The 25,265-nt window shown below is 44.7% G+C and carries 19 protein-coding genes and 3 tRNA genes; 14 read left to right on the forward strand and 8 right to left on the reverse strand.

Annotated features, from left to right (window positions below; all coding sequences use genetic code 11):
* Both SSED_RS07920 and SSED_RS07925 read right to left on the reverse strand, forming a co-directional pair.
* Entirely contained in the window at positions 1 to 2,136 is a 2,136-nt protein-coding gene (locus tag SSED_RS07920) for an MtrB/PioB family decaheme-associated outer membrane protein (RefSeq protein ID WP_012141876.1), read from the reverse strand.
* Positions 2,137 to 2,151: 15 nt separating this feature from the next.
* Positions 2,152 to 3,117: a DmsE family decaheme c-type cytochrome gene (locus tag SSED_RS07925; RefSeq protein WP_012141877.1), complete on the reverse strand. Its 966-nt coding sequence runs from the start codon at positions 3,115 to 3,117 to the stop codon at positions 2,152 to 2,154.
* A gap of 427 nt (positions 3,118 to 3,544) precedes the next feature.
* Between SSED_RS07925 and SSED_RS07930 the strand changes: the two genes are divergently transcribed.
* The 3 genes from SSED_RS07930 to glnS all read left to right on the forward strand — a co-directional run bounded on the left by SSED_RS07930 (position 3,545) and on the right by glnS (position 7,919).
* A complete protein-coding gene (locus SSED_RS07930) occupies positions 3,545 to 3,799 on the forward strand; it encodes a FeoA family protein (protein WP_012141878.1) in 255 nt (84 codons plus the stop codon).
* On the forward strand, positions 3,792 to 6,086 hold the full coding sequence (gene feoB / locus SSED_RS07935) for a Fe(2+) transporter permease subunit FeoB (protein WP_012141879.1): 2,295 nt from the start codon (positions 3,792 to 3,794) through the stop codon (positions 6,084 to 6,086). Before SSED_RS07930 ends, feoB begins: the two co-directional genes overlap by 8 nt.
* Positions 6,087 to 6,248: 162 nt before the next feature.
* Complete coding sequence (gene glnS, locus SSED_RS07940; protein ID WP_012141880.1) at positions 6,249 to 7,919, forward strand: glutamine--tRNA ligase; 1,671 nt, start codon at positions 6,249 to 6,251, stop codon at positions 7,917 to 7,919.
* Between the two features lie 168 nt (positions 7,920 to 8,087).
* Here the strand turns inward: glnS and SSED_RS07945 are convergent, their stop codons facing one another.
* Positions 8,088 to 8,684 (reverse strand): Yip1 family protein, encoded by a 597-nt coding sequence (locus SSED_RS07945; protein WP_012141881.1) that lies wholly within the window; start codon positions 8,682 to 8,684, stop codon positions 8,088 to 8,090.
* 365 nt (positions 8,685 to 9,049) lie between these two features.
* Between SSED_RS07945 and miaE the strand changes: the two genes are divergently transcribed.
* Complete coding sequence (gene miaE, locus SSED_RS07950; protein ID WP_012141882.1) at positions 9,050 to 9,826, forward strand: tRNA isopentenyl-2-thiomethyl-A-37 hydroxylase MiaE; 777 nt, start codon at positions 9,050 to 9,052, stop codon at positions 9,824 to 9,826.
* Positions 9,827 to 9,904: 78 nt separating this feature from the next.
* Here miaE and SSED_RS07955 read toward each other — a convergent pair whose 3' ends face one another.
* Together SSED_RS07955 and SSED_RS07960 are read right to left on the reverse strand one after the other, a co-directional pair.
* Positions 9,905 to 10,633 carry a UDP-2,3-diacylglucosamine diphosphatase gene (locus SSED_RS07955; RefSeq protein ID WP_012141883.1) on the reverse strand — a complete coding sequence of 243 codons (729 nt, stop codon included), beginning with the start codon at positions 10,631 to 10,633 and terminating at the stop codon, positions 9,905 to 9,907.
* A gap of 9 nt (positions 10,634 to 10,642) precedes the next feature.
* Positions 10,643 to 11,137 (reverse strand): peptidylprolyl isomerase, encoded by a 495-nt coding sequence (locus SSED_RS07960; protein ID WP_041421595.1) that lies wholly within the window; start codon positions 11,135 to 11,137, stop codon positions 10,643 to 10,645.
* Between the two features lie 269 nt (positions 11,138 to 11,406).
* On the opposite strand from SSED_RS07960, the gene cysS reads away from it, so the two are divergent.
* On the forward strand, positions 11,407 to 12,786 hold the full coding sequence (gene cysS, locus SSED_RS07965; protein ID WP_012141885.1) for a cysteine--tRNA ligase: 1,380 nt from the start codon (positions 11,407 to 11,409) through the stop codon (positions 12,784 to 12,786).
* Positions 12,787 to 12,894: 108 nt separating this feature from the next.
* Here cysS and folD read toward each other — a convergent pair whose 3' ends face one another.
* Positions 12,895 to 13,749 carry a bifunctional methylenetetrahydrofolate dehydrogenase/methenyltetrahydrofolate cyclohydrolase FolD gene (folD, locus tag SSED_RS07970; protein ID WP_012141886.1) on the reverse strand — a complete coding sequence of 285 codons (855 nt, stop codon included), beginning with the start codon at positions 13,747 to 13,749 and terminating at the stop codon, positions 12,895 to 12,897.
* A gap of 548 nt (positions 13,750 to 14,297) precedes the next feature.
* Between folD and SSED_RS07975 the strand changes: the two genes are divergently transcribed.
* From SSED_RS07975 to SSED_RS08015, 9 genes are all read left to right on the forward strand, one after another.
* Positions 14,298 to 14,374: transfer RNA gene (locus SSED_RS07975), tRNA-Pro, on the forward strand.
* Positions 14,375 to 14,464: 90 nt separating this feature from the next.
* Positions 14,465 to 14,541, forward strand: a tRNA-Arg gene (locus SSED_RS07980).
* A gap of 8 nt (positions 14,542 to 14,549) precedes the next feature.
* Positions 14,550 to 14,625: transfer RNA gene (locus tag SSED_RS07985), tRNA-His, on the forward strand.
* Between the two features lie 253 nt (positions 14,626 to 14,878).
* On the forward strand, positions 14,879 to 16,183 hold the full coding sequence (tig, locus tag SSED_RS07990; protein WP_012141887.1) for a trigger factor: 1,305 nt from the start codon (positions 14,879 to 14,881) through the stop codon (positions 16,181 to 16,183).
* A gap of 90 nt (positions 16,184 to 16,273) precedes the next feature.
* On the forward strand, positions 16,274 to 16,885 hold the full coding sequence (clpP, locus tag SSED_RS07995; RefSeq protein ID WP_012141888.1) for an ATP-dependent Clp endopeptidase proteolytic subunit ClpP: 612 nt from the start codon (positions 16,274 to 16,276) through the stop codon (positions 16,883 to 16,885).
* Between the two features lie 83 nt (positions 16,886 to 16,968).
* Complete coding sequence (gene clpX / locus SSED_RS08000) at positions 16,969 to 18,246, forward strand: ATP-dependent protease ATP-binding subunit ClpX (RefSeq protein ID WP_012141889.1); 1,278 nt, start codon at positions 16,969 to 16,971, stop codon at positions 18,244 to 18,246.
* 150 nt (positions 18,247 to 18,396) lie between these two features.
* On the forward strand, positions 18,397 to 20,742 hold the full coding sequence (gene lon / locus SSED_RS08005) for an endopeptidase La (protein WP_012141890.1): 2,346 nt from the start codon (positions 18,397 to 18,399) through the stop codon (positions 20,740 to 20,742).
* A 186-nt stretch (positions 20,743 to 20,928) separates the two neighbouring features.
* Positions 20,929 to 21,288 (forward strand): non-specific DNA-binding protein Hbs, encoded by a 360-nt coding sequence (hbs, locus tag SSED_RS08010; protein ID WP_223295990.1) that lies wholly within the window; start codon positions 20,929 to 20,931, stop codon positions 21,286 to 21,288.
* A 208-nt stretch (positions 21,289 to 21,496) separates the two neighbouring features.
* On the forward strand, positions 21,497 to 23,362 hold the full coding sequence (locus SSED_RS08015) for a SurA N-terminal domain-containing protein (protein ID WP_012141892.1): 1,866 nt from the start codon (positions 21,497 to 21,499) through the stop codon (positions 23,360 to 23,362).
* 268 nt (positions 23,363 to 23,630) lie between these two features.
* Here SSED_RS08015 and SSED_RS08020 read toward each other — a convergent pair whose 3' ends face one another.
* A complete protein-coding gene (locus tag SSED_RS08020; RefSeq protein WP_012141893.1) occupies positions 23,631 to 23,840 on the reverse strand; it encodes a TOBE domain-containing protein in 210 nt (69 codons plus the stop codon).
* A gap of 151 nt (positions 23,841 to 23,991) precedes the next feature.
* A complete protein-coding gene (fabV, locus tag SSED_RS08025; RefSeq protein ID WP_012141894.1) occupies positions 23,992 to 25,194 on the reverse strand; it encodes an enoyl-ACP reductase FabV in 1,203 nt (400 codons plus the stop codon).
* Positions 25,195 to 25,265 lie beyond the last annotated feature (71 nt).

Here is a 25,265-nt window from a genome sequence, read left to right on the forward strand (position 1 = left end):
TTAAAGGTGATAACTTAACGTCAACCCAAGGTAGTGGGCACTATAATCGTGGCTGAGAGAGCCGAAGGTAAGTACATTCGGTATTGCGTCTAAGGTTATCCCCTGGTTACTCCAGTCGGCATCTTCATATTGTTCGAATATCCAATCGATACGAATTGCCATCTTTTCACTGAATCGATAGTCGGCAAATGCATTGATATTGTGTTTAGTCGAGAAATAATCACCGTAGGGGGAGGTGAAGCCCTGAGTTATCTCTGTGTCGCTCTGGCCATCTGAATAGTTGTAATCGAGCCCGAGAGAGAGCTTGCTGTCTATCAGATTTTGATATTGCATCCCTGCGCCAACGAGTGTGGAGCGCTCATCTAAATTGGCATACCAGTTTGCACTGCCGAAATTACTGCTACCGGCCTGTTCGCTATCGCGCCAATCTTGGTTGAAAAAGGCATTTAAGCTTAAATCGTCATCTATCAGATACTGAGCCGAGATGTAATAACCTGATGTTTTAACGTCGGTAAGTCCAATGTTTGTATCGGTATAATCATCATGGCTAGTGTGCAAGTTGGCGCTGGCAGATAATGCCCCCGAGCCATTATAATCGGCCTGTAAACGGTATTCCTGATGCTCTCTATCGGCGAGGTAAGATTTTCTCATCAGTGGATTGCTCGTACTCGATGTGCTGGTCACGACTCCGTATTCGCTACCACTTCTATCCTTAATGTCCGCTTTTAAGCCAAAAGACCAGGCTTGGGAAGGGCGGTAGTTCAGCCTTCCATATACACCTGATTCTTGAAGAGTTTCCCTATCGAGATCGCTGTATCTGTTATGATCGTATCGATAACCCGTATCCAGATAGATGTTGCGGCTGAATCGATACTTAGCCGCGAAGGAGGCTTTCTGCCTGGTATGGTCATATTCAGGATTGATAGCCGTCCCGGCATAATAGCTGTCAGTGATCACCTGGGGCATATTCAGAACCCGGGTTTTGTTGTCCCTGTCCTTGTAGTCATAGCTTGCACGTATACTGAGCTCTCGTGTAATTCGTCCGGAATATTTGAGCGTCATCTCTATCATGTCGACCTGCCCATCTAAACTGGATTGCGGTAGGGTAGGAGATGGGCCATTGATGGTTGCCGGGAGAAAGGTTTCATCTTGGCTGAAACGGCTAAAGCCGGTATGCATCAGTACCTGGTGTCCATTACTGCCCAGCTGCGCATTGGCCGCGATACGGTAGGCTCTGTTATCGGCGGCTGTCGCACTCTGTCCTCTATATGCCGCACCAAAAGTAGGTGTGAAGGCTGACTGCCAATTGATGGCGTCATGGTCATTGTTGTAATGACTTAACATGGCATCGACACCGGCTAGCCAGTTAGCGCCGTTAAAGTAGATTTTTGCCCCTAGGTTATCGGTCGAATCGTCGATGGGTTGAGCCAGCATGACGCTGTTGGTCAGCAAGTTACCACTGAAGGTCCGCTTACCTTTTCGATCTTCATGTCGGTAATCCAGCTCTGCCTTATAGAAGCTACCGGTATAACCTGCTCCGAGAGTAAATCTATCGCGTTGAGTCTTGAGTGCAACAGGGGCTGCACTGCCTGAAAGTTCAGTCATTTGCCCCGTTGTAGCGCCTGTTTGCCAATTGTCCGGCAAATTCATCTTATCGCCATCAACCAAATAGGGCGTTAATGCACTGCTGGTATCGTAGTTAGCAATTCCCCGATAGCCTAAGACAACTTTATATTGTCCCGGAGCACCGGTAGACACTTGAGCGCTGCCACTGTCATATCCAAGCTTGTCGGCTTCGATTCGGGTCTGATATCCGGATTTATTTTTTAACAGAATATCGGCTTCCAGGTGGCCAACTGCGCCGTCTTCATTGGTGCCGCTGGTATTACCGAAACGGTTATCGGTTCCATCGTTATAGGCAATTCCAGCACCTATAGACCCCCTTGTATCGGTCGATACACTGCAGCGTTTACACTGCCATTTATCCAGTTTTACGGCTGCACGATTAGCCTGAGATAAACCATAACCATCTGCGTATGCCGGTGACAATAGGCTGCCTATCGCCATGGCGACCAAACTTAGTTTTATTGGTAGCAGTCCTGTATAAGGAGCGGGATTTAAAATTCGTTTATTCATGTTTATCACTCCCAATTAGCGCTGCAGCAGCTTGCCGGATGGATGGTTAGAGCCATGGATCTGACTGTGGCAGTTCATGCAACTTTGCCCAGCATTAAAGGCATTATTTGAATTGGCAAAAACGGCATTTGAAGCATGGCCATCAGAGGCATGACACTGTTGACACAGTTGAGGAGGCTTGCTGATAAGCATGCCTTCATTGACACTGCCATGTGGGTTATGACAATTAGCGCAGTTATCACTCACCGGCGAATGTTCCCAGAGTTTAGGGCCCCGTTTTTCGGCGTGACAGGAGTAGCAGTTCTCGTTAACACTCATCTGCTTAAGGTTCGAGTCACTTAAACTTCCGTGGGGGTTATGACAATCACTGCAGACCATCTGCTGCCACTTTAATGGATGGGCTGAGCGTTTATGGATATCGGCTTTTTGTTGGGTATGACATGAGCTGCATACTTCGACTTCTCGCTTGCGGTCACTAATTGGGTCTTTACCTGTATGAACTAAATGACAACCGCTACAGCTCACATCGGCATTGTCATGGTGATTGCCACTCCATACCATGCGTTGCTCGTCATTATGGCAACTGAGGCAGACACTATTTTGTTTTTGAGCGGGGAGGGGAGAGTCGGCTCCGAATGTGATCATGGGCTCTTTGCCGCCGCGATTATGCTTGCCCTGGGGTCCGTGACAAGCTTCGCATTGAAGATCGGCCATGGGAGAGCCGTTAATGTCAGGGTTTCCGTGAACACCATCAAACAGCGCCATCACATCGCTACTCTTTCTGTGACACATGAGGCAAGAATCTGCACCTTTCGAGGAGTATTTTCCTTCGACAAATTTACTGTCGAGAATCGCCTCTACTTCGGCTGGGTCTTTGTCATCCCATGGCGCGGCTAATATATTGAAACAGATTGTTGTTAAAGCAAATAAAAGGAAGAGAGGGACCTTTTGTTTGAACCTAGCGGATTCCATGTTCATCATCACACATCCTGAGCGCTTAAAATGCTAATAATAGCTATATTAGTAATTTGGTGAATTACTAATACTGAATGGTAGATCATTTTAGCTACAAATGAGTAACATTTTTATCTGATAACCCAGGTAAAGAGTGATGATTTAGCTGGTAAAAATAAAAGTGTGATCTTGGTCACGCTAAATGTTTTCCAGTCGACCCATCACTTTTGTGTTGGAGCGATAATCATTCTCATCTATAATTGAGAATAAGAGTGAATTGGTTTTTAAAGTGTATTAGTTGAGACTTTTGTCACATAATGGATAATACAATTGAAAACTATTCTCGTTTTCACTACGAAACATTGATCTAGGTAAAGTTATTCTGGTTTTGCCTCCGTTAGAATTGATCCGAGTTTAAGAATTATTGAGACCTGTCGAAAGGTAATTGAGCATAATGAAATTAAGCGATTTAAATCCCGGCGAACACGCCACTATTTCTGAGGTAGGTCAATTAAGTTTGCCCTCCGTTGTTAAACGTAAGCTACTTTCCATGGGGATCACACCAAACACCTCTTTCTTGATGATCCGAAAGGCACCGATGGGCTCGGGACTTGAGCTCGATATCAGAGGTAGTAAGTTGTGTATGCGTCGTGATTTAGCCGACGTAATTGATGTAGAAAGAGTAGAGGTGGAAAAAGCCAATGCCTAAGCAATTTCATTGTGTCACCGTCGGTAACCCCAATGCGGGAAAATCGACACTGTTTAATGCACTGACCGGCGCAAACCAACAAGTGGGTAACTGGTCTGGTGTGACGGTTGAAAAGAAGACTGGTCTGTTTACGCTTAATGGCGCGGATGTCTACCTCACCGATCTTCCTGGGATCTATGACCTTCTTCCGGCTGGCAGCACCTGTGATTGTTCGTTGGATGAACAGATTGCTCAACAGTACCTTGCAGAGCAACAAGTGGATGGCATCATCAATCTTGTCGATGCGACGAACATCGAAAGACATCTCTACTTAACTGTACAGCTTCGCGAACTTGGGATCCCAATGGTCGTGGTTCTCAATAAAATCGATGCAGCAAAGAAGCATGGTATTGAGATCGATACAGAAAATATGGCCCGTACATTAGGTTGCCCGGTTGTCAGCGTCTGTTCCCGTGATGAAGCCGACATCGAAAAAGTTAAAGCGCAAGTGGTCGATCTGCTTGAGGGTAAAGTGTCTGAAGCACCTCTGGTGCTTGATTATGACCCTCGCATTGAAACTGGTGTAAATTCATTATTGAGTAATGATGACAACCTGAGCCGCGGTCGTGCCCTAGCTATGTTAGGTAACGGCTTAGGCTGTGGTAAGTGTAAAAATGGCCAGATGCTCGATGAAGTTAACCAATGCTCCGAGTCGTTATCCAGCCAGGGTAAAGATATCGAGATCATGGTTGCGACAACTCGCTTCGATTTTGTTCAGAATGTTTACACTTCATCTGTAAATGCTAATGGCGCAGAAACCCTAAGCGATAAGCTGGATAAGGTGATTCTGCATCCCGTTGCCGGTGTGCCTGTCTTCTTGTTTGTGATGTATCTGATGTTTATGTTCAGCATCAATGTCGGAAGCTCATTTATCGATTTCTTCGATATTACCGCCGGTGCTATTTTTGTCGATCACCTTGGTGCACTGATGTCTGGTATGGGGTCTCCCACCTGGTTAGTGACTATCATCGCCGGTGGTATCGGACAGGGTATTCAAACGGTAGCCACATTTATTCCCGTTATTGCAGCTCTGTTTTTGGCGCTTTCGGTTCTGGAAGGGTCTGGGTACATGGCTCGTGCGGCGTTCGTTGTTGATGGCTTGATGCGCAGAATTGGCCTTCCCGGTAAAGCGTTCGTTCCTATGATTGTTGGTTTCGGCTGCTCGGTTCCTGCCATTATGGCAACCAGAACCCTGGGCAGTGAGCGTGAGCGCATAGTGACCGGCATGATGGCACCCTTTATGTCATGTGGCGCTCGTCTACCCGTTTATGCACTGTTTGCCGCTGCCTTCTTCCCTGAGTCTGGTCAGAACCTGGTATTCATGCTGTACATCATTGGTGTGTTAGCCGCCGTGGGTACAGGCTTACTGCTTCGCTCTACCCTATTGCCGGGAAGTAGCAGTGCCGTTGTTATGGAGCTGCCTAGCTACGAGAAGCCAAAGTTCAAGACGGTGATGAACCGTACAGGTAAGCGTACCAAGAGCTTTATAATGGGCGCAGGTAAAACCATTGTTATCGTTGTGACTCTATTGAACTTCGTTAATTCGATTGGTATCGACGGCTCATTTGGTCACGAAGATAGCTCTGAGTCTGTCTTGAGTGTGGCTAGCCAGAAAGTAACACCGCTATTTGCACCTATGGGTGTTGAGCAAGATAACTGGCCTGCAACTGTCGGTATCATTACCGGTATCTTTGCTAAAGAAGCGGTAGTGGGTACATTAAATAGCCTTTATAGCACGCCAAGTGATGGTGAAGAGGAGTTGGCTCCTTTCATTGAGACACTAAATGAAGCATTGGCAACGATTCCTGATAACCTGTTAGGTATTCAGGTTAATGATCCACTTGGGCTCGATGTGGGTGATGTTTCATCGGTTGCAGTTGCATCTGAAGAGCTAGAGGTTGATACATCTACTTTCACTGCACTTCAAGCTGGATTTACTGGTATTGCTGCAGCCTTCGCCTACCTATTATTTATCTTGCTGTATACACCTTGTGTTGCCGCAATGGGCGCCTTGGTTGGTGAGTTCGGTGGACGTTGGGCGGCTTTCGCCGGAACCTGGACATTTGGCTTAGCTTACGGAACGGCAACTATCTTCTATCAGGCCGCGACCTTTAGTGCACATCCGCTACAGTCGAGTCTCTGGATTGGCTTCTTCGTGACCGCCTTAGTTGTTTTCTATGTCTGGTTAAAACAGAAAGCCAAGCGTAGTCAGACGATCATTCCGGGTATAAAGATCATTACCGAATAAGCGTTAAGAAGTTCATGGTTTAAAAAGCAGCGATTCTTCGCTGCTTTTTTGTTTTATCATGCTTTGTTTGTTATTTTTATACATCAGCCGTTGTATCTCGCCCTGAGATAGTGGATCATCTTTTTAATTACATCAATATCATCGTTCTTTAAGAGGAATCACATGAGTCATGTGGACAGCGAAGTACGTCCAAGTAACTTCATTCGTAACATCATAGATGAAGATCTTGAAAGCGGTAAACACACAAGTGTACATACCCGTTTTCCACCAGAGCCAAACGGCTACCTTCATATTGGTCACGCTAAATCTATCTGCCTGAATTTTGGAATAGCGCAAGATTATAAAGGCCTATGTAATTTACGTTTCGATGATACCAATCCTGAAAAGGAAGATATCGATTATGTACATTCGATTCAAGATGATGTGAAGTGGCTGGGTTTCCAGTGGGATGGTGAGATCCGTTATTCATCAAACTACTTCGACAAGCTACATCAATATGCCATTGAGTTGATCAATAAAGGGTTAGCGTATGTCTGTTTTCTCAATAGCGAAGAGACCCGTGAATACCGTGGCACACTAAAAGAGCCTGGTAAGAACAGCCCTTATCGTGATACTTCAGTTCAGGAAAACCTTGAGCTGTTTGAAAAAATGCGTAAAGGTGAATTCAAAGAGGGTGAGTGTGCACTTAGGGCCAAAATTGATATGGCTTCCTCTTTTATGTGCATGCGCGATCCTGTTATTTATCGTATTCGCTTCGCTCACCATCACCAGAGTGGTGATAAATGGTGCATCTATCCGATGTACGATTTTACCCATTGTATCTCTGATGCGATTGAAAACATCAGCCATTCATTGTGTACATTAGAGTTTCAGGATAATCGCCGTCTTTATGATTGGGTACTCGATCAGCTGGATGATTTTAAAGCGCCGAACAGAACCCGTCAGTATGAATTCTCCAGACTGAATTTAGAATACACATTGATGTCAAAGCGTAAGCTTAACGATCTTGTGGTGCGTGACGTCGTTCATGGTTGGGATGATCCGCGTATGCCAACTATTGCAGGCCTTCGTCGCCGTGGTTATACCTCAGCTTCTATTCGTGAGTTTTGTAAGCGAATTGGTGTGACCAAGCAAGAGAATATGATCGAAGTCGGCATGCTGGATGCGTGTATTCGTGAAGAGCTTAATGAGCACGCACCGCGTGCTATGGCAGTCATTAATCCAGTTAAAGTGATTATTGAAAATTACCCTCAAGATCAGATTGAAACCATCAATGCTCCGGTTCATCCAAGCAATGAAGAGATGGGTAAACGTGAGTTGGCATTCGGTCGTGAACTTTTTATCGACGCCGCTGATTTCCGTGAGGAAGCGAATAAAAAGTACAAGCGTCTGGTACAAGGTAAGGAAGTTCGTCTTCGTAACGCCTATGTTATTAAGGCCGAGCGATGCGACAAGGATGCTGAGGGTAATATTACCACCATTTACTGTACTTATGATGATGAGACTCTGGGCAAGAACCCAAGTGATGGACGTAAAGTTAAAGGCGTCATTCACTGGGTAGAAGCCAGCACAGCAAAGCCTGCTGAATTCCGCCTATATGATCGTCTATTTACCGATGCGAACCCGGCTGCAGCCGAAACAATAGATGAAGTGTTGAATCCTGACTCTTTAGTTGTGACTCATGGATTGGTCGAAGCGGGCCTTATCACTGCTGAAGCTGAAAAGGCTTATCAGTTTGAGCGTGAAGGCTATTTCTGCGCGGATAATAAAGATTCTACGCCAGAGAGCTTGGTCTTTAACCTGACTGTCGCGCTAAGAGATTCATCTCAGTAGCAGTTAGTTGCTTTAAAAATTGATACATTAAAAAGGCTTTAGGTTTCCCCTAAAGCCTTTTTTGTTATGAAAATTTCTAGTTTCTAGTTTCTAGTTTCTAGTTTCTAGTTTCTAGTTTCTAGTTTCTAGTTTCTAGTTTCTAGTTTCTAGTTCCTAGAGTCTAGGATCCTATTGATACATAGGGCCAAATCCAAAACTCCAAAGAATAACGCTCGATGCCATAAGCGCTACCAGTAGCACTAAACCTGCAGTGACTACCGAACTGGCGTAGATAAACCCTTTCTCCTCAGGAATATTCATAATGATAGGTACACCCGTATAGAGCAGATAGACAGAATAAGCTAACCCTATTAAGCCTACGACCATCATAAACCAGAGTGCAGGGTACAAAGATGCGAGTCCAACCATAAATAGCGGTGTTGCAGTATAGGCCGCAAGTTCAAGAGCTTGGGTATAGCTGGGTTTGGCATCGAAAGTTTTGGCCATCCAGAATGCAAGGTATGCTAAAGCAAAAACACCGGCAATCAAGCCAAAATACATGCTCACAGACATGACTAATGCACTCTGTTGGGTTAGAAATAGTGGTTCACCTACGCCTAGGTTCCAACCAATCATGGTGGCGGCGATAAATGTGCAGATCACTGGAATGAGTGCAACAAGTAAGACGTGGCTAAGACTACTTTTGAGTGCTTCATGGCTTTTTTCAATGGTATGCCATTCTTGTTTAGGATGAGTGTATAGCCCCATTAAGTGATTTAATATCATTATAATTATCCTCGTTCAGCTGTAACTTATGCTCGCCAAACTTCAGACGAACCTATATGCCTTTTGGCCTATTTCCCAAAGACCTTTCGGCTCACGATACCCAATGCATACTAAGACGGGTTAAAAAACACGTCAGGCATATGTTTATTTATTGAACATAAACGGCTGAGAGTCAAGTAAGCATTGATTTTGATTTTGTTTATGATAGGGAACTCGCCGAGCAAAGCTGATAAAATATGTTGTGTGCTGAGCTTATGTTGAATGGTGAAGAGGGTTAACTGTTTCTTCAATATTAATTGCTTCTTCAGTATGAACCAAGCCTCACGGTCAATAGTATTGGTTGAAATTAACGATTAGAGAGAGATATGCAGCAGTTATTAGCCCCGATAGATGCTTTTTTAAAGTGTGCGACTCCCGATAGTTGGATTCAAGAAGCGATAAAGCCAGAGAATCTTGCCACGTTACTTATCGATCATTGTAATTGTGAGCTTAAGGCTGCTCAAACGGGGATGTTTTTCGTGCGTAAATATGCCCTGGACAGAGAGAGCGGACTGCAGATGCTTGACTGGGCAAAACCCTATGAGCAATTTGTTTATTGTAAAGAGCGAGATATCACTGAATTTTTAAATCGCGATAGCAAGAAAAATGACTTCACTGGCGGATTTATCGTTAAAGAGGGTTTCGAACATGGGCCCGTATTGATCGCAAAAATGGTGCGATTAATAAAAGAGGAGTTTCACCATTTTGAGCAGGTACTGGAGATCATGCATGATAGGAACATTCCCTATCAAAACATGAGAGCCGGTCGCTATGCTAAGGGGATGATGAAAATGGTTCGCACCCATGAGCCCGCCGCATTAATCGATAAATTGATAATAGGTGCATTTATCGAGGCTCGCTCATGTGAGCGATTTGCTAAGTTAGCGCCCCATTTAGACGAAGTGCTGAACAAATTTTATGTTTCACTGTTACGCTCTGAGGCGAGACACTATCAAGACTACCTTCAACTGGCTGAGACTTTTGCTGGTGGAGATATCAGTGACCGTATCAAGATTATTGCAGAGGGTGAGGCTCATCTAATCTCTTCAATTGATGATGAGTTTAACTTTCATAGCGGTGTACCTGCCTTGGCGGTTGCTTAACGCGTCGGGTGAACTAATTTTCCTATTGGGGCTTAGCTGTATAGTTCTAGGAGATTATGGGCTGAAACTTCAATAGGGTTATTTCTCGAAAGGAATCGCTGATAGATCTAATTTGTCTGCCGATACGCTTAATACACTGGCTTGTTCATACCAATCACCAACGACGACACGTTTGAGTGCGACTCCTGAACTCGATTTCATCTCGTGTATATCGGGTCTGTGAGTGTGTCCGTGGATCATCTGTACCGTCTGTGTGCTTTTAAGAAGCGCAGCTACCGCATCCTGCTCGACATCCATGATAGAAACACTCTTTTGCATATTGCTTTGGGTACTTTTGCTTCTGATATTGCGGGCAATATTTTGTCTGGTGTTACGGGGCAGATGAGCATAGATCCATTTTGCAAGCTTGAGGTTTCTGAATCGTCTGAACCTTTGATAGGCTTTATCTAAGGTACATAGGCTATCGCCATGGAGAATAACCGTTGGTACGCCGTATAGGTCGATACAATGGATTTCTGGCAACAAGGTTATACCGGCTTTTTGGGCGTAATCATGCCCTAGAAGGAAGTCGCGATTTCCATGAATGTAGTAGACGGGCATACGCTTGGATAAGCGATATAGCTTTTTAGCTAAGTCGATAGCGAAAGGTTCGGCCAAATCATCACCTATCCAGACTTCGAACAGGTCGCCTAAAATGTATAGGGCTTGAACATCATCAAGCTGGCTATCGAGAAAATCGATAAATGCACGAGTAATATCAGGGCGATCAGCACTTAAGTGCAGATCGCCAATAAAAAGTGTTCGCATTAAACTGACTTATTCAGCAATGGTTACTTTTTCAATGATAACCGCTTCAAGAGGGACATCTTGATGCATACCACGGTTGCCAGTGCTTACAGCCTTGATCTTATTAACCACGTCCATGCCTGCTGATACTTTGGCAAATACACAGTAACCCCATCCTTGAGCCGATTCAGATTTGAAATCGAGGAAAGTGTTGTCGTTGATGTTAATAAAGAACTGAGCCGTAGCTGAATGCGGATCTGAGGTTCTCGCCATTGCGACAGTACCGGTCACATTAGAAAGGCCATTATTCGCTTCGTTCTTGATGGTTTCATTGCAACGCTTTTGAGCCATATCTTCAGTGAAACCGCCACCTTGAACCATGAAACCGTCGATTACACGATGAAAGACAGTACCGTCGTAAAAACCATCTTTTACGTAATTGATAAAGTTTTCAGCGGTAATTGGCGCCTTTTCTGCGTCCAGTTCAAGAGTAATGTCACCGTGGTTGGTGTGAAGAGTGATCATGTTTTGATTCTCAGTAAGTTTAGCAATAATAAATTGTGGCTGGATTCTAACGCAATTGCCATATTGCATAAAGAGCCAGACATAATTAATAGCGAGGATGATGAGTCAAAAAGCATCAGTTAACTGCCACTCACTCTGCCGATAACTGTACTCTCCAGGCTGTTTAAACAAATCTGTGCTCAATCATTCACATCTGGCTAAAACTGTTGGAAGCAATACTTTGCGATGATAGACTTACCGGCTAATTTAATTGTTTTTAGAGAATATCGATGTTGAAGCTATACAACAGTCTGACCCGCCAAAAAGAGGAATTCAAACCATTACAGCCAGGAAAAGTTGGCATGTATGTGTGTGGGATAACCATCTATGACCTTTGTCATATCGGTCACGGTCGTACTTTTGTCTCTTTCGACATGATAGTGAGATACCTGCGTTACTCCGGATATGATGTGAACTTTCTACGCAACATTACCGATGTTGACGACAAGATCATTAAGCGTGCTAATGAAAATAAAGAGAGCTGTGAGTCATTGACCGAACGGTTAATTGGCGAGATGCATCGTGATTTTGATGCGCTTAATATGAAGCGTCCCGACTTTGAACCAAGAGCGACGCTACATATACCTGAGATTATCGATATGGTTGAAAAACTTATCGAGAAAGAACATGCCTATGTGTCAGGTAATGGTGATGTACTGTTCAGTGTCTCCTCTTTTCCTGAATATGGACGTCTGTCCGGACAAAACCTAGACCAGTTACAAGCCGGTGCCCGAGTCGAAGTGGAAGACACTAAACGTGATCCAATGGATTTCGTGCTGTGGAAGATGTCCAAGCCTGGCGAGCCTACATGGGAGTCACCTTGGGGACCGGGCCGCCCTGGCTGGCACATTGAATGTTCAGCAATGAACTCTAAGCACTTGGGTCAACATTTCGATATCCATGGTGGCGGCTCAGATCTTCAATTTCCTCACCATGAGAATGAAATTGCTCAGTCTTGCTGTGCTCACAACACGCCGTACGTAAATTACTGGATGCATACCGGTATGGTGATGGTCGATAAAGAGAAGATGTCTAAGTCGTTAAACAACTTCTTCACCATCAGAGATGTTTTAGAGCACTATGATGCGGCAACCGTGAGGTATTTCCTGTTGTCTGGTCATTACCGCAGCCAACTGAACTACTCAGAAGACAATCTTAAGCAGGCAAAGTCGGCGCTTGAGCGTCTCTATACATCACTCAAAGGTTTAGACCTGTCGGTTGAAGCTGCATCTGCCGATGAGTATGTCGCTAAGTTTAAGGTCGCAATGGATGATGACTTCAATACGCCGGAAGCTTACTCGGTGCTATTTGAGATGGTTCGAGAGATAAACCGTCTAAAAGAAGCTGATAATGCTAAAGCATCTTCACTCGGTGTAAAACTTAAAGAGCTTGCCGATGTATTAGGTATATTGGACCAGGATGTCGACACTTTCTTTAAGGGTGAAGGCAGTACAGATGAAGTGGCGGAGATCGAAGCCCTGATTGCCGAGCGTAACAGAGCGAGAGCCGAGAAGGATTGGCCCGCTGCCGATGTTGCCCGTGATGGCTTGAACGCACTCGGTGTTATCTTAGAAGATGGCCCGGAAGGTACAACCTGGCGTAAGAAGTAAAATTAATACTTACCGATAAAAAAAGCCTGCAGATGCAGGCTTTTTTTTATGCTCTCGTAACTCGTAACTCGTAACTCGTAACTCGTAACTCGAACCTAGAACCTAGCTTCAGTCATGATACTGCTCAGCCGCATAAAGGGTATTTTCGAGCAGGCTGGCAATGGTCATTGGTCCTACGCCACCAGGGACAGGGGTGATGAAACTGGCATTTTCTGATGCAGCATCAAATTGCACATCACCGGCTAAACTGCCATCTTCGAGGCGGTTGATGCCTACATCTATGACGATAGCGCCAGGTTTAATCCACTCTCCTGGAATGAAACCTGGCTTACCTACGGCCACAACCAGCAGATCGGCCTGTCTGACTTTCTGTTCAAGATTTCGAGTGAAACGGTGACACGTTGTTGTCGTACACCCTGCGAGGAGCAGTTCGAGGCTCATAGGGCGACCTACTATGTTCGAAGCACCCACGATGACAGCATCTAAACCATAAGTATCAATCCCCGTCGTCTTAATCAAAGTCATGATACCCATCGGCGTGCATGAGCGAAGCACTGGGATACGCTGAGCGAGTCTGCCTACATTATAGGGGTGGAAACCGTCGACATCTTTATCGGGTCTGATCCGTTCGATCACTTTCGACTCTTCAATATGTTCCGGAAGAGGCAGCTGAACTAAGATACCATCGATAGCCGGGTCTTCGTTGCATTCGTCGATAAGAGTAAGCAGTTCTGCTTCAGATGTCGTGGTATCTAAATCATAAGAGCGGGATAAAAACCCGACCTCTTCGCAAGCGCGTCGCTTACTGCCGACATAAACTTGTGAAGCGGGATCTGCACCGACTAGAATCACGGCTAAACCAGGAACCCTCTGTCCTGCCTCTTTGCGGGCGGTAACTTTTTCTTTTAGCTGTGTTCGAATGGATTGAGCGATCGCTTTTCCATCGATTCTTTGAGCTGTCATTGGGGTGAATATCCTTTATGGGGCGCGATAAAAAAATCGGCGTCATTTTAACAGGCCAAGCTCTAAGTGTCATTTATTAAGCGGCGTAACAATCAGTTCTAATATACGGATAATTTAATTTACCGGATTTGGCTTATCTCTGCTCTCCTCATCAACAGATTTTATCTAATTCACCTGAAGTCAGGAAAGGTTGGACCCATGAAGTGTCTATTACTCAGTTATCGTTTAGCGTGTGCAAAGAGGCGAGTAAAATCAGGTATACACCTTTGACTCAGGGATTCATCTGTTCCAATTTGGGTTATAAGCACGACTGGTTTTTACTGGGTATACCCTTATAGTGCAAAAGATAGACCTTTTATTTACGTTTAGTTTGTTAATTAGCCAAGCAAACTTTCTTTATAAAAAAACCGTTGACGCATTTCAAATGAGGGGATAAGATGCGCTCCGTTCTCAACGAGAAGCCTCGCAGCTTAAGTTGTGGAGGAGATAAGATGATTCATCCCATAATTGAATCTCATAAACTGTCTCATAAGATATTAAGAAAAATTCGGTGATTAGCGCAGCCCGGTAGCGCATCTGGTTTGGGACCAGAGGGTCAGAGGTTCGAATCCTCTATCACCGACCAAATTTAAATTTATCTGTTCACCAAGGCAGGTAAATTAGAAAGATTCGTCTTTCAACGCTAATTCAGGATGTGAGTTTACTCACTTTCGAAGCGCCCGTAGCTCAGTTGGATAGAGCACCCGCCTTCTAAGCGGGTGGCCGCAGGTTCGAATCCTGCCGGGCGTACCATATCAGTGGTGATTGTAGCTCAGTTGGTAGAGCCCCGGATTGTGATTCCGGTTGTCGTGGGTTCGAGCCCCATCAGTCACCCCATTTCTTTATGAAGAAAGTTAAAAAAGCGACCCTAGGTCGCTTTTTTTACGCCTGAAATTCACGTTTTGAGGTCGACTCTGCTGTAAAGCGTGGCTATAATGTCGCGTCTTGATAAATATCAATTATAACGACTAGGGCCAGAATTCAGTTTAACTGGGCATTCTAGTCAAATTTTAAGATCAAGAAACGAATAACTTAATAGTTGATATTTCGACTATTAGAAAAGACGTTAGACTTATTTTGAGGTAAAAAAATGCAAGTTTCTGTTGAAACAACACAAGGCCTAGAGCGCCGTCTGACCATTTCTGTTCCTGCTGAGCAGATTGAAAAAGCGGTTACAGATAGTTTAAAGAACGAAGCTAAGCGTGCTCGTATCCCAGGTTTCCGTCCTGGCAAGGTACCAGTAAGTGTCATCAACAAGCGTTATGGCAAGGCAATTCGTCAAGACATCACTGGTGAAGTGATGCAGCGCAATTTCATCGAAGCTATCATTGCTGAGAAATTGAACCCAGCTGGCGCACCAACATTTGTTGCCGGTGACACAGATACTGAAAACTTCAACTTTGTTGCTACTTTCGAAATCTACCCAGAAGTAGAGCTAACAGGTCTAGATGCAATCACTGTTGAGCAGCCTACTTCAGAAGTGACTGACGCTGACGTTGATACAATGATCGAGACTCTACGTAAGCAACACGCGACTTTCGAAGCGGTTGAGCGCGAATCTGTTGTCGGTGACAAAGCTAAGATCAACTTTGTTGGTTCAATCGACGGTGAAGAGTTTGAAGGCGGAAAAGCTGAAGATTTCGAACTTGAACTTGGTAGCGGCCGCATGATCCCTGGTTTTGAATCAGGCGTTGAAGGTCATAAAGCGGGTGAAGAGTTCGATATCGAAGTCACTTTCCCTGAAGATTACCATGCAGAAAACCTAAAAGGTAAAGTTGCAAACTTCGTTATCACATTAAACGAAGTACTAGCAGCTAACCTTCCTGAAGTTAACGACGAATTTGCTAAACTATTCGGCGTAACAGATGGTGGTTTAGAAGCACTTAAAGCTGAGATCCGTAAGAACATGGGTCGTGAACTTGAACAGGCGCTTAAGGCGAATGTTAAAGAGCAGGTTCTTAATGGTTTGCTCGAGCAAAACAACATCGAACTTCCTAAGCCTCTTATCGATGGTGAAGTTGAAGTGCTACGTAAGCAGGCAATGCAACGTTTCGGTGACCAAGCCGCTAACATGCCTGAACTACCAGCTGATCTGTTCACAGAACAAGCAGAGCGTCGTGTAAAAGTAGGCCTGTTACTAGGTGAAGTCATTAAGACTAATGAGCTGAAAGCTGAAGATGATCGTGTTCAATCACTTATCGCTTCTATGGCTTCTGCTTATGAAGATCCAAGTGAAGTTGTTGCTTATTACAATGGCAATGAAGAGATGTTGCAGAACATGCGTAACGTCGCTCTTGAAGAGCAAGCAGTTGAAGCTTTGTTAAAAACTGCAAAATTAACTGAAAAAGCAGTCAATTTTGAAGAATTTATGAACAAGGCTACTCAACAAGGCTAAGCTTAGCTTGACTTAAATGGTTGTTCACCATTTATAATGGCTCGTATGAGGTTCCTCATGCGAGCCGTTTTTATTTAGGGAATATTAATAATGCAAAATGCACCAGAATCAGTACTCAATGCACTTGTTCCTATGGTGGTTGAACAAACCGCGAAAGGTGAACGTTCATACGATATCTATTCTCGTTTGTTAAAAGAGCGTGTAATATTTTTGGTTGGGCAAGTTGAAGAGCACATGGCTAACCTTATCGTTGCACAGTTACTGTTTTTGGAATCAGAGAGCCCTGATAAGGATATCTACCTCTATATCAACTCTCCGGGTGGTTCTGTTACCGCTGGTATGGCTATTTACGATACAATGCAGTTTATTAAGCCGAACGTGAGTACGGTTTGTATCGGTCAAGCTGCCAGCATGGGTGCTTTTTTACTCGCCGGTGGCGCCGAAGGTAAACGTCATTGTCTACCAAATTCAAGGGTGATGATTCATCAGCCATTGGGTGGTTTCCAGGGTCAGGCATCTGACATTGCGATCCATGCCCAAGAGATCTTAGGTATCAAGAATAAATTAAACCAGATGCTAGCCGATCACACGGGCCAGCCGATGGAAATTATTGAACGCGATACCGATAGAGATAACTTTATGAGCGCAGCCGAAGCGGCTGAGTATGGACTTGTTGACTCAGTGTTGAGTAAACGAGGCTGATTTTTGCCTTTGCCTGAGCTATGCTGAGTTTAGGGCAATAAGATGATTTAGGCAGTAGTGCAGACTGTTCAAGAGGTAGTGTAATGGGCGACAACAAAAGCAACGGTGATAGCGGGAAACTGCTGTACTGCTCTTTTTGTGGAAAGAGTCAACATGAGGTTCGTAAACTCATCGCTGGCCCTTCAGTATATGTTTGTGATGAGTGCGTTGAGCTCTGCAACGATATTATCAGGGAAGAGATCAAAGAGATTTCACCGAAACAAGATCAAGACAAGTTACCGACTCCAAGAGAGCTGAGAGCGCATTTGGATGATTATGTCATTGGACAGGATAAGGCTAAGAAAGTCCTTTCTGTGGCCGTATATAATCACTACAAACGCTTAAAGAATGCCGGTCCTAAAGATGGCGTAGAGCTGGGCAAGAGTAACATCTTGCTTATTGGTCCAACGGGTAGTGGTAAAACATTGCTTGCCGAGACCTTAGCTCGTTTCTTGAATGTTCCTTTCACTATGGCCGATGCCACGACACTAACTGAAGCCGGTTATGTTGGTGAAGATGTCGAGAATATCATTCAGAAGCTGCTGCAGAAGTGTGACTATGATGTAGAAAAAGCACAACGCGGTATCGTTTATATCGATGAAATTGACAAAATCAGCCGTAAATCTGATAACCCGTCGATTACTCGTGACGTTTCCGGTGAGGGTGTGCAGCAGGCACTACTTAAGCTGATCGAAGGCACGGTTGCTGCGGTTCCACCACAAGGTGGCCGTAAACACCCTCAGCAAGAGTTCTTGCAAGTTGATACATCTAAGATTCTATTCGTCTGTGGTGGTGCATTCTCAGGTCTTGAGAAGGTCATTGAGCAACGTTCTCATACCGGAACCGGAATTGGTTTTGGTGCCGAGGTCAAAGGCGAAGATGACAAGGCGTCAATCTCAGATATCTTGATGCAGGTTGAACCTGAAGATTTGGTTAAATACGGTCTGATCCCAGAGTTTATCGGTCGTTTACCTGTCTTAGCGACTTTGGCAGAACTTGATGATGCTGCACTTATCCAAATTCTATCAGAACCTAAAAATGCGATAACAAAGCAGTTTGCTGCCTTGTTTGACATGGAAGGTGTTGAGTTAGAGTTTAGAGAAGATGCGCTCAAAGCGATTGCACTGAAAGCACAGACTCGTAAAACGGGTGCTCGTGGTCTACGTTCAATTGTTGAAGGCATTTTGCTTGATATCATGTATGACCTACCATCGACTGAAAATGTGGCCAAGGTGGTCATCGATGAATCAGTGGTAAAAGGGGAGTCAACTCCTATACTCATCTATGAAAATAGCGAGTCTCAAGCAGCCGGCGCTGAGTAATAATTCAGCTAACGACTAAGATGTAAATTGAAGAGGAGCCTATATGGCTCCTTTTTTATACTCTCGGCTTATATAATTACGAATCACCATTGAAAACAATGAACTCATCCCAATATACTGATTAGTATTATCATCAAACGGAATCGAGCTATGACACAAGAGCGTGAAGCGCGAATCGAACTACCCGTACTGCCACTGAGAGATGTGGTGGTTTATCCTCATATGGTAATTCCGTTATTCGTCGGACGGGAAAAATCGATCCGTTGTCTGGAAACGGCAATGGAGCAAGACAAGCAGATTATTTTAGTTGCTCAGCGTGATGCTGAACTTGATGACCCGAGCAGTGATGACATTTTTGAGGTCGGCACCGTCGCCTCAATTTTACAGTTATTAAAATTACCCGATGGTACTGTCAAGGTTTTAGTCGAAGGGGGTCAACGTGCCCGCATCGAGAAGTATACGAGTGAATCATCTTTCTTCGTTGCGACGGCACAATATCTCGAATCTGAGCCGATGGCCGAAAAAGAGGAAGAGGTTCTTGTTCGCTCGGCTGTCGGACAATTTGAAGGTTACATCAAGCTCAATAAGAAGATCCCACCTGAAGTATTAACTTCCTTGTCGGGCATCGACGAGGCTCCTCGATTAGCCGATACCATGGCTGCTCATATGCCGCTGAAACTCGAAGATAAGCAATCTGTCCTTGAGATGGTAGATGTCGCAGAGCGACTCGAATATCTGATGGCGATGATGGAATCAGAAATCGATATTCTTCAGGTTGAAAAGCGCATTCGTTCTCGCGTTAAGAAGCAGATGGAGAAGAGCCAGCGAGAGTATTATCTGAATGAGCAGATGAAGGCGATTCAGAAAGAGCTGGGGGATATCGATGAGTCTCATGATGAATTTGAAAGCTTAGCTAAGAAGATTGAAGAAGCTAAGATGCCCGAAGAGGCTAAAGATAAAGCCACTGCTGAGCTGAACAAATTAAAGATGATGTCACCTATGTCGGCAGAGGCTACTGTTGTTCGTAGCTATGTGGACTGGATGATCTCTGTACCTTGGTATCAACGTTCTAAAATCAAACGAGACTTAGCTAAGGCGCAAGATGTACTCGATACGGATCACTTTGGTCTTGAGAAGGTTAAAGAGCGCATCCTGGAGTATCTGGCGGTTCAGAGTCGTGTTAAGCAACTCAAAGGCCCGATTCTCTGCTTAGTTGGACCACCGGGTGTGGGTAAAACCTCATTAGGTCAGTCTATTGCTAAAGCTACTGGGCGTAAGTATGTCCGTGTTGCCTTAGGTGGTGTGCGTGATGAAGCGGAGATCCGCGGTCATAGACGTACCTACATCGGTTCAATGCCGGGTAAAGTTATCCAGAAGATGTCGAAAGTTGGGGTGAAAAATCCACTATTTTTGCTCGATGAGATAGACAAGATGAGCTCGGACATGCGTGGCGATCCGGCATCGGCTCTTTTAGAAGTTCTTGATCCGGAACAGAACTCAAGTTTCAGCGATCATTACTTAGAGGTTGATTACGATCTGTCTGATGTGATGTTTGTGGCAACATCTAACTCGATGAACATTCCTGGGCCGCTACTGGACCGTATGGAAGTGATCCGTCTTTCTGGTTACACAGAAGATGAGAAGTTAAATATTGCTAAGCAGCATCTGCTACAGAAACAGATTGAACGTAATGGGCTTAAGCCAAAAGAGGTCACTGTTCACGATAGTGCCATTATCGGTATTATTCGTTATTACACCCGTGAAGCGGGCGTGCGTGCTCTTGAGCGTGAACTTTCGAAGATCTGTCGTAAAGTGGTTAAGCAGATCTTGCTTGATAAGAGTGTGAAGCATGTTGAAGTGACACAAGATAATCTTAAGTCATTCCTGGGTGTTCAGCGTTGTGACTACGGTAAAGCAGAGTCGAATAACCAGATCGGCCAGGTGACCGGTCTTGCCTGGACGGAAGTTGGCGGCGATCTTTTGACTATCGAGGCAACTTCTGTCCCGGGGAAAGGTAAATTAACTTATACCGGTTCGCTTGGCGATGTGATGCAGGAGTCAATTAAAGCTGCAATGACGGTTGTTCGTGCTCGTGCTGAGCAGTTAGGTATTAACCCTGATTTCTACGAGAAACGTGATATTCACGTGCATGTACCTGAAGGCGCAACACCGAAGGATGGTCCATCTGCAGGTGCAGCCATGTGCACGGCGTTAGTATCTAGCTTAACAGGCAATCCTGTACGCGCCGATGTGGCAATGACAGGTGAAATTACCTTGCGAGGCGAGGTACTGCCTATTGGTGGTCTTAAGGAAAAACTCTTAGCCGCGCATCGTGGTGGAACTAAAGTTGTGTTGATTCCAAAGGAAAATGAGAGAGATTTGGAAGAGATCCCGGCAAATGTTGTTGCCGACCTGAAGATTTATCCTGTTCGCTGGGTGGACGAAGTGCTTAAATTGGCGCTAGAACGACCAGTTGAAGGCTTCGAAGTCGTCTAAAGTTTGGGCTAACGCAAGAAAATGCAGGATTGCGTTAAAAAAAATGCAAAAAGGGGCTTTTTAAAGTCTCTACCTGTGGTAGCCTAAGTCCGTGGAGAGCTCAAACCCCTCAAGCCCTTATGGCAACTGGTTTTGAGCTATTTCCAATTTTATTTATTTGCTTTTCCTATAGATCTTGAACTTTAGATTCAAGCTTGTTATAAAAAGCCTCCGCAGACCGCTCCAGAGAAGGATTCGGTTGCGGCGCAAAAAAATCACATTCAAGGGGATGACATGAACAAATCTGAACTAATCGAGAAAATCGCTTCTGGTGCTGACATTTCTAAAGCCGCTGCTGGCCGTGCATTAGATTCTTTCATTGGAGCTGTAACTGACGGCTTAAAAGAAGGCGATAAGATTTCTCTTGTTGGTTTTGGTACTTTCGAAGTGCGTCAACGCGCTGAGCGTACTGGTCGCAACCCACAGACGGGTAAAGAGATCAAAATCGCAGCAGCTAATATTCCTGCATTCAAAGCAGGTAAAGCTCTGAAAGACGCTGTAAACTAAATCAGTTTTACCGCACTTTGTGAAGCTTCATGCATTCATAGAGAGCGTCGTAATGATAAGCACTGCTTTAGCGGTGCTTTTTACGAATAATGAGACAAGGTAGGCACTTAGCAACACCTAAATGCTAACCACCTAAAGTTTACGAAAAGGCGCATCTCCCAAAGTGATGCGCCTTTTTATTTATTAATCGCAACGAGCGAGATATCAGATGTTAGAAAAGATTCGCGAAGGCTCACAGGGCGTGATTGCAAAAAGCATTCTGGTTCTAGTAATACTTTCCTTTGCATTTACTGGCGTGAGTAGTTACCTAGGATCATCTACAGAGGCAGCCGCTGCCACCGTTAATGGTGAAGAGATCAGTGAATCAGCCTTAGAACAAGCCTATCAAAATGAGCGCGCTCGTTTAGAGCAACAGCTAGGCGAGATGTTTGCAGCGTTATCGGCTGATGAACGTTATCTATCGAGTGTAAAGCAAAGCGTTTTAGAGCGCCTTGTTGCAGAGAAATTATTAGATCAGACCGCTACAGACTTAGGTCTGCGAGTATCTGATGCACAGATCAAAAATGCCATCATGACAGAGCCTGCATTTCAAACTGATGGTGTGTTCGATAATGATAGATATCAGGCTATCCTTCGACAGCTTGGCTACCAAGCGAACTCGTTCAGAGATATGATGCGCACCGATATGACTCGTCGTCAGCTGGTCGCTTCGTTAGTGGGCTCTGAATTTGTACTTCCAGGTGAAGCAAACTATCTTGCCGATATTCAAGGTCAGACTCGTGATATTCGCTACCATTGGGTTGATGCGGCGCCTTTCATCGCCGAAGCTGTTGTTACAGATGAACAGGCAAAATCATATTACGATGCAAATTTAGCCCAGTTTATGAGTCCTGAAACATTGAGCCTTGAATATATTGAACTCAATGCAAAGGATATGGCTGCCGGAGTAACCGTTTCTGATGAAGAAGCTAAGACTTATTATGATGAGAATAAGCAGCAGTACCTAAAAGCTGAAAAGCGTTTAGCTGCGCATATTCTCGTTAGCCTTGGTGACGATGACTCTACAGCTAAGGCAAAGGCCAATGCAATCTACGCTAAATTACAAGCGGGTGAAGAGTTCTCTGAATTAGCTAAAGCTGAATCTGAAGATACTTTCAGTGGTGAGCAAGGCGGTCAGTTAGACTGGTTTGAGCCTGGCGTCATGGAGCCAGCATTTGACGAAGTGCTTTATTCACTGTCTAAAGGTGAATATTCAGCTGTCGTTAAAACCAGCTTTGGCTACCACATCATCAAGCTACTCGATGTTCAGCCTGCTGCTGAAGCGGCATTTGAAGATGTGAAGAGTAAGATCCTTGCCCAGCTGAAAGAGAAGCAAGCAGTCGATCAGTATTTTGGTCTGCAGCAGACTCTTGCCGATGTGACTTATGAAGTTCCTGATACGTTAAGCGAAGCGGCGACAGAGTTAGGTATTGAAGTTAAATCTACGCCTGTATTTTCTAGAAACAACGCACCTGCGCCATTTGATAACCCTGAGGTATTGAAGGCTGCATTCTCGACTAACGTGTTGCTCGATCGCATGAACAGTGATGTTATTGAGATTGAAGCTAACCACGCGATGGTTGTTCGCATCAAGTCTCATACCGCAGCCGGTACCGTTGATTTTGCTAAGGTTAAGTCTGCCATTGTTGAGCGTCTGCAACAGGAGCAAGCTAATGAGGTCGCACGGGCTAAGGCTCAAGAGTTAATGACATCATTCAGTTCAGACTCTGCAGGCATTGATTTTATCACCAAGACTAAACTGGGTCGTTTCGACCAGGAGATCGATGGTGCTATCGTCGGTAAGGCTTTCCAGATGGCTCAGCCAGCTGCTAGTGCAGTGGTTGATACCGTTGCACTTGCTTCTGGTTATGCGGTAGTCGTGCTCGATAAGGTTAATGCAGCAGAAGCTATCGATGACAATATGTTGAGCTCTTTGAAGCAAAGATTAAGCTCGCAGTATAGCGAAGGTGACTACAGAGCACTTATCGCAACACTGAAAGCGAACGGTGAAGTGCTTTACTCGTCGGCACAATAACTAAAAGTCGTTAGTCAAATGAATAAAAGGCCAGCATTTGCTGGCTTTTTTTATGCCTGCGATTCTTTAAATGATGAAATGCTTGAGGGCTTGAGGTTTCAATAGGGCTGGAGATAAATTTTATTTATGTAGGAGCGGCTTTAGCCGCGAATGTTTTGGGGCTTTAATACAAACAGGAGGGATTTGAAGGCTTAAAAAGAGAATGGGGTATCAATGCAACATATCTTCGATATATTGCATTTAAGAGCGTTACAGTGGTTTGTAGTGATTAATCTACGGCAACCATAACATTACTCGCCTTAATTACCGCGTATGCACTGCCGCCAACCTTAAGCCCTAAGTGCTCACATGATGCCTTAGTTACCACTGAAGTGATCTCCACACCAGGAGCCAGTTCGATAACAACCTCATTATTTACTGAGCCTTCTTGGATAGACTTAATCTTACCGTTAAGTGAATTACGCGCACTGATTTTCATTTTAGTTTCCTCTACTATAAAGATGGCTCAGTGTAATTGAATGTATCGGTGTGTTGGAGTTTTAAATAAAAAAAATGCGCCACTTTTAGAAGTGACGCACATTTAATAAATATTGTTTAATAACAGCTGATTAAAAAATATTTGATGGGGTTTAAAACTGCTCTACATCGAAATTAACCTCAGGGTTAACATCGGCTTCGTAGTTAACATTTTCGACTCCGAAACCAAACAGCTTCAAGAACTCTTCTTTATATTCGCGATAATCGGTCAGCTCGCTCAGGTTTTCGGTTGTTACCGATGGCCAGAGGTCACGGCAATGCTGCTGGATCTCTTCACGCAATTCCCAATCATCCAGGCGAAGGCGGTTGGTGTCATCGACTTGAGGTGCTTGACCGTCTTCACGGTATAAGCGTTCTGCAAACATGCGGTTGATCTGTTCCATACAACCTTCGTGTAAGCCCTCTTCACGCATCTTTTTAAAGACCATGGCAATATACAGAGGCATCACCGGAATGGCTGAGCTGGCTTGGGTCACTACACTCTTAAGTACGGCGACATTGGCGCTACCACCTTTTGTTGATAGTTTCTCATCCAAAGCTTTAGCTGCACGGTCTAAGTCCATCTTGGCTTTGCCTAGTGCACCATTCCAGTAGATAGGCCAAGTCAGCTCGGTTCCGATATAGCTGTAAGCAACAGTCTTACAGCCATCGGCGAGTACGCCTGCATCTGAAAGGGCCGCTAGCCAAAGTTCCCAATCTTCACCGCCCATGACGGTTACTGTATCTTGGATCTCTTGTTCCGTTGCAGGTTCTACGCTTGTTGCAATGATTAAGTCTTTATTGGTATCAACAGCCGTTGCCGTATAAGTTTCACCAATAGGCTTAAGTGATGAGCGAATAAGCTCCCCTGAGTCGGGTAACTTTCGAACCGGAGAGGCGAGAGAATATACAACCATATCAATCTGGCCTAAATCGGCTTTGATTATATCGATCGCCTTTTGTTTGGCTTCGTGGCTGAATGCATCGCCATTGATACTCTTAGAGTATAGACCTTCGGCTTTAGCAAATTTATCGAATGCGGCCGAGTTGTACCAACCGGCTGTACCAGGTTTTCTCTCTGTTCCCGGCTTTTCAAAAAAAACACCCAGAGTTGCAGCGCCACTACCAAATGCGGCAGCGATACGTGAAGATAGACCATATCCACTAGAAGAACCGATGACTAATACTTTTTTTGGGCCATTAGTGAGTACACCTTTAGCTTTAGTGGTATTGATCTGCTCGAGTACATTAGCTTCACAACCAACAGGGTGAGTGGTGGTACAGATAAAGCCACGTGTTTTAGGTTTGATTATCATTTTTCTGCTTCTCTTAAAAAAGTGACGATAGGATAATTAATCGAACGTGAAATGGCACTTGTTTTTCGTCA

Origin of the sequence: Shewanella sediminis HAW-EB3 (assembly GCF_000018025.1) — a bacterium.
Taxonomy (GTDB): Bacteria; Pseudomonadota; Gammaproteobacteria; order Enterobacterales; family Shewanellaceae; genus Shewanella; species Shewanella sediminis.